The organism is Clostridium grantii DSM 8605 (assembly GCF_900129965.1).
Classification (GTDB): domain Bacteria; phylum Bacillota; class Clostridia; order Clostridiales; family Clostridiaceae; genus Clostridium_AF; species Clostridium_AF grantii.
This window is the reverse complement of the sequence record NZ_FQXM01000004.1, coordinates 133,181-146,782: the sequence shown is the minus strand read 5'-3', so window position 1 is coordinate 146,782 and position 13,602 is coordinate 133,181. Positions and strand designations below refer to the sequence as shown.

Below are 13,602 nucleotides of genomic sequence, written 5' to 3'. Positions count from 1 at the left end.
GAATACCAATTATGAATACAAACAATTTACAAATCAATCAAGGATACAAATACAAAGAATTATGTAGTTTATTAGAAGTAGAAGAAAAGAGTAGAGGTAACTCACGAAATTGTCAATATAAGGACTTTGAAAGGTATTTCACATATCATAAAGTAGGACAGAAAACCTTCATTGATGAGATCTTTGCAGAAGTAAAAGAAAAAATTGATAATAGAAAAGGGCATAGTGGAAAATCAGAAGGGAGTAGAAATCAAACTACTCTTTATGCGAATTATATTGATGCTATATTAACAAATTATTTCTATTCTATTCAAGAAAATCACAAAATAGACAATACAATATATCGAACAAACTTGCAAATGCTACAAATAGCAAATTTAATCAATGAAAATTACAAAAGACTTCAAACAAAAGAAGAAGAAATCGTCAAATATATTTCAAAAAATGGATTATCTTTTATTTCATTTAACAACGTTATGTTTCAAGTTTCTTCGATAGCAAATAGAAAAATTGAACAGTCATTGACAAGATTGCAGAATAAAAATATTATTAAATTTCAAAAAGGATACATTATTTCATACTTTGATGAAGAAAGAATTTCAAAAGAAAGAATTGCTAATACAGAAGAAACTCAAATAATTAAAGATATTGAGAAAAAATTATTAGATGCATATGACACAACAATTCAACAACTTAAATTTGATAAAAAAGCATTAAGAAAATTTTATGACAAAGTAAAAGAAGAAGTTAAAAAAGAAATTGAATGTATGTATTTTTATGTTGGCTATGAAATTACTGCTTATTATCAAGAAAATAGAGAAATAATTGATGAAGAATATAATAATGCAAAAAAATTAAAACAAATAATAAAATCAAAAGTAGCAGAAAAAGCAAAATTGCAAGTTGAAGAAATAATAGTAAGAAAGAAGCAACTTGATAATGATATATTATATTTATTTTTAGAAGAAGAAGAAGATAAAGTTTTTAAAGGTTCTAAAAAGAAACCTCAATATTTAAAAAGTTGGGAAATGTCAATTGTTAATAATGAAAATTATCTAAATGAGGTAAAAGAAATAGTTAATTATATAGTTTAATCCTCTAAAACGTTCCATCTTTCGTAACCCTATATTAGAAAATTATATATAAGCCTACGAAAGATGGAACGCTTTTTGAATTGTACTTTCACTCAATTGAGGGAACACATAATCAGAATAAAAATAATAAATAAATAAAATAATAAATTTTGGCTTTCAAGTCAGCGTAGCGTTTTGACTTTAAAGACGAAATGACAAGCAACTTGTTGTGCGTCAGGCATTTGACTTTATCTTTTGACTTTGCTTTTAATCTTTTGACTTACTTTAATAGATAGAAGAAAAGATAAAATCAAATGCACGTCGTTAAGTCGCAAAAAGCAGCGACTGAACTTCCTTTTCACTTCGCAACAAGTTGCTTGTGATTATTATTATTATTATCTATCGTTATCAAATTAAATAGAGTACATATTACACTTATTATTGTGCTAGTATACTTATATTCAAATTAATTAAAGAACGGTATTTAGTTGCTTAATAATGCTTGTACGTACGTGTTTTAAATATACATAGTGTGCATTTTAGAAATTTTTAAAGGGTATGAGCCATTTAGAACAGGTTCTTCAAATGAACTTGTAAGGTTGATTGCAAATATTCTAGTATCAGTTCAAGGTGCACACTTTTGTGACGCTTAAACTGATACTCAAAATGAAGAACAGTTGTCTTATCACTCAAAATGATAAGTGATAACGTTCCGACCGTGAGCAAAATAACTGTGTCCACCTTTGTACACAGTTTAAGAATATGGCTATTAGTGGGTTGGCATAGACTGTGCAAACTTTAATAATTTACCCTCCAAAGGGGAAACTTTTCTAAACACAAATAAACTCACCCATTTTTGAGTGAATTCAAAAAAGCCCAAAAGTGTTGGACATTAATTTTAATTTATGTTATAGTTATGCCATGGTAAGATTACAACTAAGTATACCATATTATTATGTGCAATGTCAACAATAAATAAAAAATAAATTTTAAATAGGGGGAAATTAAATTGAATATCAAAAAAATATTTAAAAAGCAAATTGCAGAAGAATTAATGAAAAATGGAAATAATTTTCAGGGTACTGAAATAAATAGAAACAAAATTGGATTTCTAGTTTTTCTTTTTGAAGATACGGACAAGCTTAGATCTGATTTAGATAGCATTACATTAAGAAATAAAGCAAAATTTTAATTAACCACAAATCAAATAAAAATAAAAATCAAATGGGGGAATAAGGTTATGAAAAATGTTAATGAGGAAAGAGTAGTTGCAGAGATAGTAGAAGGAATATATATACCTTCAATAGAATGTTGCTGGTTGTACAAAGCTGCTATGGAAAATGAGGATAACAATTATGTTGTAGAAGAAAAATACTTAGATAAAATATTAAATGGTAAAATTGATTGGTCGTTTGAATTGGTTAAAAATCCATATCTACAAGACAATATAGATGTTAAATACATAGATGGGAAAGCTTATACATTAGATATTATTAACGTAAAATATAATAAGAAATATATTAATAAAAAAGAAGAAATCGCAGTAAATACGCTTGATTTAAGAATTTGGTCATATAATAATGGCTTTAAATTCAATAATAATTTAATGAAAAATTGGAAACGTGGAAGTGGTAAAGCTAGAGTTGGAGATAATCTATTTATGTTAAATACAATAGTGGACAAGTCGTTAGTATGGGCAAGAATGGACTTAGATTTTACAGGGGAAGTAGATATTGCTAGTGTAAGAGCATATGAAAGCTTAACATTGAGTAGTTTAATTGGGACAATAAAATTTGACCCTAAAAATATTCTTGTTATCGATGATTATGAGAGTAAATTTAATTGGAAAATGAGTAAAACATGGCTAGAAGGTGAACAATTACATACAGAAAATGTAATGATGGAAGAATCTAACTCAATTTGGGATGGGGAAGGACTTCTCTCGAAGAAAATTTTTGAAGATAATGAGATTATTAAAGGCAAGGGAGTAGCTTTATTGAGAAACAGATATATGAAGTGTGCTGGGTTTTCGTGTGATTTAGAAGCATATTATATCGACTATTGTAATAGTATTGGTGCTGATTATGAAACATTTACTGTTACAGATATGTTTGGGAAAGAAATATTTGTAAAAGATATTGAGTTAATAACTACACCAAGTGCAATTAAAATAGCTAAATTTCAAGAAGAAGTTACTAGAAAAGGTTATGTCGGAGAAGGTGCGTGGTTGACTTATTGGAAGGAAAGATGTGGGACAACCTTTGGCGTGTGCAAAACAGAGCATCAAAGTCATTTTGTTTCTGATGATGGTATTCCGAAAAATAGATTGTCGTACCAAATGGTTAATACTATTCCATTTACAAAATCTGAATTATCTCAATTAGTAGCACCAGAAATAGCATATGTAAATAAATTAAAAAATGATTTAGATTTCTTTCTTGCAGAAGTTAATTCTATAGATAATAGTTTTATAGATGATGATGAAGAAATTACAAAAGGTAATCAAATTGACGTTACAAGTGCTTTTGTTGCTATGTCACACAAAAATAGCGACTTCCAACACACACAAGTGTTTAAAGATTATAGAAGAAATTTTATAAATTCTTATGTAAATAAAATCAGAACAGGTAAAATATTGATAGATAGTGCAGATTATTGTGTTGCGTGCGGTAATCCTGTTGAATTATTAAATGCTACTGTGGGGAAATTTGATGGTATTTCTGAATTAAAAGGTAATCAACTATATTGTAGTAGATTTAATAATGGAGAAGACGTTGTTGGATTCAGGAATCCTCATGTTAACGAGGGGAATATAGGTATTCAAGTTAACAAATACATAGATGATATACATACTTACATGAACGATACTGAAAACATAGTATTTCTTAATAGCATAGATTATCCAATTTTATCTACATATCAGGGAGAAGATTTTGATATTGATAGTAACCTTTTAACAAACAATACTATAATTGTTGAAGCTTGTAAAAACATTGGAAAAGACAAAACTCTTATACCTAAAAATTGTATTAAAGGTGAGAACGTTAGGAGAGAGTTAAATGCTTTAAATATGTGTATTGTAGATAAAGCTATTGCACAAAATTATATTGGGCAAGTAATTAATCTTAGTCAAGAAATAAACAGTAAATTTAATCATCTACGATATAACAAGCTAGAAGCACAAGCAGAATTAGATGAGCTTTATAAACAAAGTAGCAGACTTTCTAGTATCTCTTGTTGTGAAATAGATAAGGCTAAAAAACAGTTTGCTAAATTAAAAATTATTAAGGAATTAGAAATTATTAAAAAAGATATGGAATTTATAAGTGCTGAAGATAAAAGAAGAATTAAACCTAATTTCTTTAGATATATTGGGGATAATAGCGCAGATAAACAACGACAAATAACAAATAAAAAACATAGAAGAGATTTAGATGCACCAATTATAAAACAATATTGTGCAGATAATAATGTTAATTTAGAAGAGATTAAAAAAGATAAAGAAGCTTATAAAAAATTATTAGATAAATCTGAATTGCTAGAATTGCTAAAAGTAAATGACAGTATTCAAAAAGATTGGATTGAAGCACAATATACCAAAATGGACACTCCAATGGACTGGCTACAAGAAGAACTAGATAAAATTGCAGACAAAAAAGGTAGAAATGCTACAGTACATGTTGCTAAACTGCTAAAAGAGAATAAAAATAAAGTTAATCATGAAAAAGTAGATAATGTTGTTAGAAAAATTAATTCATTAGATTTCATGAACAAAGCAGTAATGGGCAATTCTGAACTAAGTAGAAAAGAAAAACATGATAAAGTAACTTCTAATAAATATAATGCAGCTAAGTACATAAAAGATCAAAAGCTTACAAAAGCAGATATTGTAGCTGTTATGAAAAAGTGTTTAAATACTGTAAAACATAAATCTAATAGAATAGATAAGAAAAGTGGAATAGAATCAATTAGTTTAGAAGTGTTATTTATAACATTTGGAGATTCATTATTACAATTATTCAAATAAATTTAATACCGAATAATTATAATTAAAAGTTTCTAAACCATTGATATGACTAGCTTAACAAGGTTTTTTAGGGTGTGTTGTAGGTGCTACAATAGGGAGAAGAGTAGATAATCAATCAAAATTTTCTCTGCTTTAAAAAGCAATACTAGTAGAGTTGTTTGCGGAACAACATTAAAAATACCGTCAGTAGGAGCATAGTATTGAGGGGTCGCTACCTTCATTTATTATGCTTTTGCTAAAAATAAACGTATTAACACAATTTTATTATACATAGGGTTGATGTCAAAGTCAATACCAAAAACAGGGGGAATGTGGAAATGGGATACAAAAAACAAATTATTAAATTGATGGACAAAAATGCAATAGAATGTGGTACAGATAAGGATACTCTATATGTAAATGATGTAAATGGGGTACAACTCGAAATTGGCATAGGTAAAGATGATATTAGAAGTTTCGCTCATAATTTAGCAACGAATACAATTATAATAGAAGAGTATGATTGGGAAACATTTTTAATTAATTTGGATACACAACAAGTTATATTTTACCAAAGTATGGAAGAATTGATTTATTTGAATTGTAAATAATAATACATATAAGGGGTCGTGAAATGCGATTCCCTTTGCTTATATATTTTTTTATTTAAAAATGCAAAAAAGTATTCACTTAATTATAACAGTAATCAAATACAAATGCAATAGAAAAACTAAAATAAATTAAAATTAAAAAAGTTTTCTGTAAGGGGAAACGAGGGGGATATAAAATGAAAATGGGGATAAGTGGAGTATATGCAATTGAGGATGTAAAAACAGGAAATTTATATGTTGGTTCAAGCAGCGATATATCTAAACGCTGGTCACATTACCGCAGTTTTTTTAAAAATAATGAACACAGATATAAAGAATTACAAGAAGCATTTAACGAGGGTGGTAAAGCTAGAGTGAAATATACTATATTAGAAGAATGTAGTATAGAGGAATTAGAAGATAGGGAAAATTGGTGGTTGCAACATGTACAAAAAATTGAAGGTTGGACTTTAATTAATAAGCAGAAACATGCTACCAGAAGTGTTAAAGTTAATACTAAAAAAATGAAACTAGCACAGCAAAACGAAAGAAATGGGAATTGCAAATATAAGAGATCGGATATTATACGTGTATTAGAATTAATATTTTTAGAAAAAATTAACAGAAAAGATGTAGCTGCACAGTTTAATATGAGTTATAACTATGTAACATTTATTTGTACAGCAAGAAAATGGAAAAGTGTAGTACTAGATTGGAAAAAAGAAAATTTGGAAGGTGAGGGTAATGTGTAATTGTTTAGTTTATCCTTATGCAAATAAAATTGAAATGTTAGATATTATATCAGGATTAAAAAATGAAGGCAAGAAATATAGCAATGTTGGTAATGCAATATTTGTTATGGAATATGTTGAAAATGAAAAAACACCAGGAAAATTGATATGGGAGGACAGAAATGGTAAATGAAACAATACAAATATCGAGTGTAAATAAAATTGCATGGTTAAAGTCGCATAATATTAATGAAATAGATACAATTTGTTATGAAGATGCTAATAGACAATACATAGATTATATTTTTAACAATACAGATGAAGTTAGAGAATTGCTTAATAAATTTAAAAATGATAGTGAAATGTATGAGTTTCTAAAGTGTTTTAAACGTGTGAAAGATGAGATGAGAGAGATAAGACATAGTAGATTAAGTAGATAATTTGTACACGCTATACAAGAAAAATAAGGCTTTGAACCTTGTGCCGTTGTTGAAATCACACATTAAACAAGCGTTCATTAATTAATTAATATATGAATATAGGGGGAATATATGGATAAAAATGTGAGGGGATTAATTAAAAGTTTTGTGATGGCTGTTATATGTGCTTATATTATGAATGTAGATATATTATTTATTAAAGTTGCAGCGAATATTTTTGGATTTTGTTCGTTAATTATGATGGTTGCTTATTATCAAACTTGGAAGGATAGTAAGAAAAAATGTAAATAATTGAAATATTAAAAAGGATAATTGCTTTTAATGTAGAATATTTGAAGTGTAGTAAAATATTTTATGTGGGAGGTGAGAGTTGTGGAGATATATGAAAAGTATAATAAAATATTTAAATTAATCGGGGATTTTATTGATGAAAAACATCAAGGTATTTCTTTGGAAAATAAAATAAAGTCATTGAAATCAGAGCTAGAAGAAATGACTATGGATAACAGCCTAAAAGGAACTGAACATAGAAGAAATCTTGATTTTAAAATTAAAGAAAATACAAAACAATTACGTGAATATGAATTGCTTTTACAAATTAGAGAAGAAATTAATAACATTGATTAGCAAGAACACCCAGTTTGGGTGTTTTTATTTTGTAGAAAAATAGATAGGTATAATATATTTTAATTGTAAACTAATATTAAAATATGGTAAACAAATAAACTGGAGGTGTGTAGATGAATGGGAACATTAGGAACTAACAAAGAATTGTCAGAATTGAAAATGAAAATGATAGAAGGAATATTAAAGAATGACACTATTACACAGATTGCAAAAGATATAAAGGTGACTAGAAATACAGTATATGCGTGGTTAGAATTGGATGATGTGAAGGCTGAGTTAAACAAACGCAAACAGCAAATTATTTCTAAAGCTCAGAACGCAATTATGAATGATATGGATAAGTATATTGCAGAAGTTAAGAGATTAGCATTAGAATCTGACAGCGATAAGATAAAAACAGATTGCTTAATTTATTTGATAGATAAAACTTTGGGTAAAAATACTACTAAAATACAAGAAATATCAGATGAAAATAACAATAATAACCAAACCAATGAACAAATTATGAACGAATTGAATGATTTTAAGTTGATAGAATTAGAGAAAAAAGCTAAATAATTATACTATAATCGTGTTAAACGTTGGTATAACTAGGGTTAGAGTACATTGGTAGATATGCTAGAGGTATGCACATAATAACAATTACATGAATATATGATAAAAAGTTAATAAAATCTTTCTTTTATTGTCCCTTAAACGGTGATTTATGGTACAATATTTTAACTAACGTATTTTAGCCATTTTTAGCACTCAAAATTGTTTCAATAAACGTTCCAATATCTATTTACATTGTGGTACGTTTATGGTATATTAATAATATAATATATCGGAGGTGCTAGGAATGTTAATAGGATATGCAAGAGTTAGTACAGAAGAACAGTCTTTAGATCGGCAGATAGATGCTTTAGTTAAGTATGGTGTAGATAGTAGAAATATATATAAAGAAAAGATTACAGGTACTAAAAGAGATAGAGAACAACTTAATAAAATGTTAGAAGAATTAAAGTATGATGATATAGTTATCATTGCTGACCTAACAAGAATAAGTAGAAGCACTAAGGACTTATTAGAGATAGTACAAAAGATAAAGGATAAAGGTGCTAGTATTAAGAGTATAAAAGATACTTGGTTAGATACTACAACAGATAATCCTTATAATAGTTTCCTCTTAACTGTAATGGCAGGATTAAGCCAACTAGAAAGAGATTTAATATCTCAACGTACTAAAGAGGGATTGGCTAGTGCAAAGGCTAGAGGTAGAGAAGGTGGAAGACCTAACAAGCGGAATGATAAGGCTGATATAGTAGAGTTGATGGCTAAAGAGGGATATAAGATTAAAGATATAGTAGATAAAACAGGACTAGGAAGAACAACAATATATAGAATATTAAAAGATATAGAGCAATCTGAATAGGTTGTTCTTTTTTCTTGCATATAATAGACCCACCCACCCTTCTAATGTAAAAATTATGATTTTGGTGCATTGGACTATATAATTTTTTATAATATTTTCCCAACTTAGAAAGATTAATAATAATAGCAATAATAATAACAATACCCTGTACCATTTAGTACGCCCTCGCCCTCAATTGATAATCCATCGTCATAATTAGCCGAAGCCAAGATTGGATTGGGTGATAGTCCTTCCCCAAAACGGGGGAAGGTATTACAAGTGTGAAGAGTTTGACGGTTGTGTATTGTCGTAGATATTAGAAATATTTAGGTATCTATGCCATAGATAGCAAGATTCTAAAATGACAGATTGTCTATTTAGGAAAGTTCAAGTTTGCACTATCCTAATTGTAATTGTAGTGTCGGTGAGGTCGACACGTGTGCCTATGTGGCATGGGTTGAATATGATTGATGATGATATACGTTAACTAACAACTTAACCAAAAGTGGTCAAGTTTACTACTCGTACTAATAACGACTACTCGCCCTAATGGTGATTACCTATTTGTGACATTCATCTTGAAGATAACAAATATATAAAAATAAAATAAATAATAAATAATTAAACAGAAAGGGGGAAAATGAATAATAACATGATAGATTTTACAAAGTTGAATTTTACATCTGATAAACAAAGAGATAAATATATATTATACCATTATTTAACACTTAATTATATTAAAAATAATAATCTAACACAACAAGAAGCAGAAGTGAGTGCAACTAATATTATATTAAAATATAAAGATAATTTATTTACAAAAAATGGATTAGCAGTAAATTTAGCGTCAAATAATATAGAATTTTTCTGTATCTATTTCTTACAAGATATATTTGTACCAAAATCTAATAATACAACTAGAAACTTGGCAAATTTACATTACGAAATATGGGAAGAATTACAAAAAATATTTATTGATGATACACATGATATGGCTGAATTTATACTCCCTCGTGGAAGTTCTAAATCTACAACTATAAATAAAGCATTATCTTGTTATTTACATTGTTTTAAAAAATCTCGTTATTCTCTTATAATAGGTAAAAGATCTGAAGATGCTGAAGCATTTGTATCAGACGTAAGAAAATTTCTTGAATTTGATACTATTCAAAAAGCATTTGGAACTCTTGTAAATAAGAAAGATAGAACTGTAAATAAACAAGAATTAGAATTAGACAACGATACAATGATAAGGGCGTATGGTTGGGAAACTTCTGTTAGAGGTACTTCTTATTCTGCTAGAGATGGTATATTTAGACCAACTGTTATTATTTTAGATGATGTGTTAAATGAGAATGATATTAAAACTGATGGTGCTAAAGAACGTGCAGTTAATAAATTTTATAAAGAAATTAAAGAGTCTGGAGACGAATCTGTATATAGAAATAATGTAAAAATTAAAATGGCTACTAAATTTCTTGTGCTAGGTACACCACTTGCGACAGATTGTTTTGTTAATACTATTAGAAAAGACGTAAATTTTAAAGTATTTCATAGACGAGTTACAAATATTGACATTGATGATTATTTTGAAAATAACCAATATTGGATAAATTATAAAAAAATTATGATGGACACTAAACTAAATGAAGAAGAAAGAGAACAATTATCTAGGCAATACTATAATGATAATTATTCTGATATGCAATTTCCCACGATTTGGGAAAAATATAATTGTTTAAGTTTAGCAAAGAAATACTTGACTAAAAGAACAGCATTTATGCAAGAGTTAATGTGCGACTGTGAAAATGTAGGTGAAAAATGGTTTAAATCTATAAGAACACAATCTACAGAAGAAATTGAGGAACATACATTTATTAAAACTATGCTTTGTGTAGACCCTGCTTCTACAACTACTAATAGAAGTGATTATTCAGCATTTGCAGTAGGCTCTATAGCTGATAATGATTTTTTATATATTAGAAAAGGAATAATTGATAAATTAGAATTTAATGCTTATTGTGAGAAAGTTATTGAATTATTAAAGCAATATGAGGATATAACTCATGTATGTATAGAGAAAAATACATTTCAAGGTGCTGACGTTAAAAAAATACAAGAACTAATTGCTAAAGATAAGGATTTATCTAGTCGTAGAATAGAGTTTATAAATAAAATGCAGAGAAGAAATAAAGATGAAAAAATTTCTACTATAGTAAGTCCTGTTAACTTGGGACAAATTATTTTTAATGAAAATGATGTTGAATTTATTGAACAAATAAAAGAATTTGCTGGTCAAAGATATGGCAACGGACATGACGATAGTAGCGATACCGTAGCAGAGTTATATATAAATATAAATGAAATACAAACAAATAGTTATATAAGTGTGTTAGACATTAAGAAATTATTCTAATACAACCTATGGAGGTGAATTATGGATTTAGAATTAATACAAAGTTGCATACAAGATTACAGAATTAATAAATCTTATGTGCAAAAAAATTACAACTATTATAAAGGTGATACAGATGCTTTAAGAGATTATAAACTACAAACAACACGTTCTAATCTAAAAGTAAGAACTAATTTTGTGAAGAAATTTATAAAAGAAGAAGCTAGTTATATATTATCGAATAGTGTCACATATATAAATAAAAGTACAGATAATAGCGATATTATAAGTGCTATAGAATTAAATTTAGCGCATTGGAGCAAGAAGCACGACCAAGAATTACTTAAAAATTCATTAATTTTTGGTGAAAGTTATGAGTTGTATTACATAGATAACAATGCACAATTCTGTAGTAGATTACTAACACCACTCAATTGTTATGTATATCGTGATTATTTTGGGAATACAACAATGGCATTACATTTTTATAAATTAGACAAATTTTCTGATATAGAATATGTAGATATATACACTTCTACAGAAATAACTACATGTTTAGTTGCTGATTTATCTGTAACATCTGTTAAAAATCATATATTTGGAGAAGTTCCAATTTCTATTTGCACAACTAGCAGAGATGACGAGAAAGATACATTATTTGAAGATATCAAAGGCTTACAAGATGCTTATGAAACTAATTTGAGTGATATTTCTAATGAAATTTGTGATTTTAGAAATGCTTATTTGAAGTTCCAAAATTGTCAAGTAAAAGAAGAAGATTTGGCGAATATGAAGAAACTCGGCATAATACAAACTTCAAATAAAGACTCTTCGGTAGATTGGCTTGTTAAAAACATTAATGATACATTTATCCAAAATACTCTTACTACTGTGAAAGAAAATATGTATGAATTATCTAGCCATGTAAACACCAATGAGAAATTATCTTCTAATATTAGTGGGGTTGCCTTAAGATCAAGATTAATTAGTCTTGAACAGAAATGTAAATTTAATGAAAATGCTGTAACTGATTGCATGTTGAATAGACTAAGATTAATGTTTAATTATATTGAATTGCTAACTTCTAAACAATATGACTACAGAAATATAAGAGTTAAATTTACTGCAATGATACCTAGCGACGATCACACTACAAGCCTAATGTTAGCACAGCTAAGTGGTATGATAAGCAATGAAACAGGAATAGCACAACTTTCCTTTGTTGATAATACAGAAGCAGAAATGGCTAAATTGAGGGCTGAACAAGAATCTAATGCTATTAATTTAGATAATATTGTTTAGGTGATGGTATGGCTATAGATAAAGAATACCAAAAAATGATAGAGCAGATAAAATTGGACAATGAAGAATTGACTACTGGGCAGATAAAAGAAATTTTAAAAAAACAGAAATCTGATAGAGATGAATTACTTGATTATGTTTATATAATGTTTGGTAAATATGCAATAGATAATTTAATTTCTATGAACAGTGTTAAATTAAATTCTATTAAGAAAGAATTAACTAAAATACTATCTAACAACGCATCTAGTTTAACTAGGAGCGAAATAGCAGTTACAACAGAATTATTATCTAATGTATTTAAGGAAACTTATTACAAAAATGCTTTTATACTTGATTCGGGTATTAAAATAGACTTGGACTTTAATTTAATTAGACAAGAGTTTATTGACGCTATTGTAAATAAAGAGTTTGCGGGTGAATTATTTTCTGATAGAATTTGGACAAATAAAACTGATATGATGAATAAATTGCAGCTAGAAATTATTGAAGCAATGAAGGGTAATAGAACAGTACAACAAGTAAGTAATAACATAAAAAAGCAATACGATGTACAAGCGTATGAGTCTTTACGTTTGGCAAGAACTGAAATGGCTAGAGTTGAAGCACAAGCAAATGAAGAAATAGCAAGAAGTACAGGAATAAAGAAACAATTATTTCTAGCTACATTGGATAATAAAACATCGGAAATATGTCAATTTTACGATGGACAGGAATTTGATATAGGTGATAGTAATAAACCTATTCCACCACTGCACCCTTTTGCCGTAGCCTACTTGTAAATGTCCCTTTCGCTGCGTGGACTCCAAGTAGGCGTAAAGACAATGAAACAAAAGAAATAATTGATTATGTTAAGTATTCCGAATGGAAGAAAAACAAAAATATTTAGGCTATTAACTTGTGTCCTCAAAGGACTTTAGTTAATAGTCTTTTATAATGCAAAAAAATATTACAAATGGGTCTTTGTATGGAGTAGACCTAAAAGAACATTCAAAAAAATAAAACTTATGTGTTTCTAGGTACAGTAGTAGTTAGAAGTGCAATG

General features: G+C 27.9%; 14 protein-coding genes. All 14 read left to right on the top strand.

What is annotated here, in order from left to right:
* Nucleotides 1-11: 11 nt before the first annotated feature.
* The 14 genes from BUB83_RS04315 to BUB83_RS04250 all read left to right on the top strand — a co-directional run bounded on the left by BUB83_RS04315 (nucleotide 12) and on the right by BUB83_RS04250 (nucleotide 13,339).
* Entirely contained in the window at nucleotides 12-1,094 is a 1,083-nt protein-coding gene (locus BUB83_RS04315) for a hypothetical protein (protein WP_073337216.1), read from the top strand.
* Nucleotides 1,095-2,082: 988 nt separating this feature from the next.
* Entirely contained in the window at nucleotides 2,083-2,265 is a 183-nt protein-coding gene (locus tag BUB83_RS04310) for a hypothetical protein (RefSeq protein WP_073337215.1), read from the top strand.
* A 48-nt stretch (nucleotides 2,266-2,313) separates the two neighbouring features.
* On the top strand, nucleotides 2,314-5,100 hold the full coding sequence (locus tag BUB83_RS04305) for a hypothetical protein (protein WP_073337214.1): 2,787 nt from the start codon (nucleotides 2,314-2,316) through the stop codon (nucleotides 5,098-5,100).
* A 317-nt stretch (nucleotides 5,101-5,417) separates the two neighbouring features.
* Nucleotides 5,418-5,690 carry a hypothetical protein gene (locus BUB83_RS04300; protein ID WP_073337213.1) on the top strand — a complete coding sequence of 91 codons (273 nt, stop codon included), beginning with the start codon at nucleotides 5,418-5,420 and terminating at the stop codon, nucleotides 5,688-5,690.
* A 176-nt stretch (nucleotides 5,691-5,866) separates the two neighbouring features.
* Nucleotides 5,867-6,421 carry a GIY-YIG nuclease family protein gene (locus tag BUB83_RS04295; RefSeq protein ID WP_073337212.1) on the top strand — a complete coding sequence of 185 codons (555 nt, stop codon included), beginning with the start codon at nucleotides 5,867-5,869 and terminating at the stop codon, nucleotides 6,419-6,421.
* Nucleotides 6,414-6,593: a hypothetical protein gene (locus BUB83_RS04290; RefSeq protein WP_073337211.1), complete on the top strand. Its 180-nt coding sequence runs from the start codon at nucleotides 6,414-6,416 to the stop codon at nucleotides 6,591-6,593. Before BUB83_RS04295 ends, BUB83_RS04290 begins: the two co-directional genes overlap by 8 nt.
* A complete protein-coding gene (locus tag BUB83_RS04285) occupies nucleotides 6,583-6,840 on the top strand; it encodes a DUF5659 domain-containing protein (protein ID WP_073337210.1) in 258 nt (85 codons plus the stop codon). Before BUB83_RS04290 ends, BUB83_RS04285 begins: the two co-directional genes overlap by 11 nt.
* A gap of 111 nt (nucleotides 6,841-6,951) precedes the next feature.
* Nucleotides 6,952-7,131, top strand: coding sequence for a hypothetical protein (locus BUB83_RS04280; protein WP_073337209.1), 180 nt, complete (start codon nucleotides 6,952-6,954; stop codon nucleotides 7,129-7,131).
* Nucleotides 7,132-7,212: 81 nt separating this feature from the next.
* Complete coding sequence (locus BUB83_RS04275) at nucleotides 7,213-7,467, top strand: hypothetical protein (RefSeq protein ID WP_073337208.1); 255 nt, start codon at nucleotides 7,213-7,215, stop codon at nucleotides 7,465-7,467.
* A gap of 117 nt (nucleotides 7,468-7,584) precedes the next feature.
* Nucleotides 7,585-8,025, top strand: coding sequence for an IS630 transposase-related protein (locus tag BUB83_RS04270; protein ID WP_073337207.1), 441 nt, complete (start codon nucleotides 7,585-7,587; stop codon nucleotides 8,023-8,025).
* A 283-nt stretch (nucleotides 8,026-8,308) separates the two neighbouring features.
* On the top strand, nucleotides 8,309-8,881 hold the full coding sequence (locus tag BUB83_RS04265) for a recombinase family protein (RefSeq protein ID WP_073337206.1): 573 nt from the start codon (nucleotides 8,309-8,311) through the stop codon (nucleotides 8,879-8,881).
* A 619-nt stretch (nucleotides 8,882-9,500) separates the two neighbouring features.
* A complete protein-coding gene (locus tag BUB83_RS04260) occupies nucleotides 9,501-11,276 on the top strand; it encodes a hypothetical protein (protein WP_084133404.1) in 1,776 nt (591 codons plus the stop codon).
* Nucleotides 11,277-11,297: 21 nt separating this feature from the next.
* A complete protein-coding gene (locus tag BUB83_RS04255) occupies nucleotides 11,298-12,557 on the top strand; it encodes a phage portal protein (RefSeq protein WP_073337205.1) in 1,260 nt (419 codons plus the stop codon).
* 8 nt (nucleotides 12,558-12,565) lie between these two features.
* Nucleotides 12,566-13,339, top strand: a complete 774-nt coding sequence (locus BUB83_RS04250) for a minor capsid protein (RefSeq protein ID WP_073337204.1) — start codon at nucleotides 12,566-12,568, stop codon at nucleotides 13,337-13,339.
* Nucleotides 13,340-13,602: the final 263 nt, after the last annotated feature.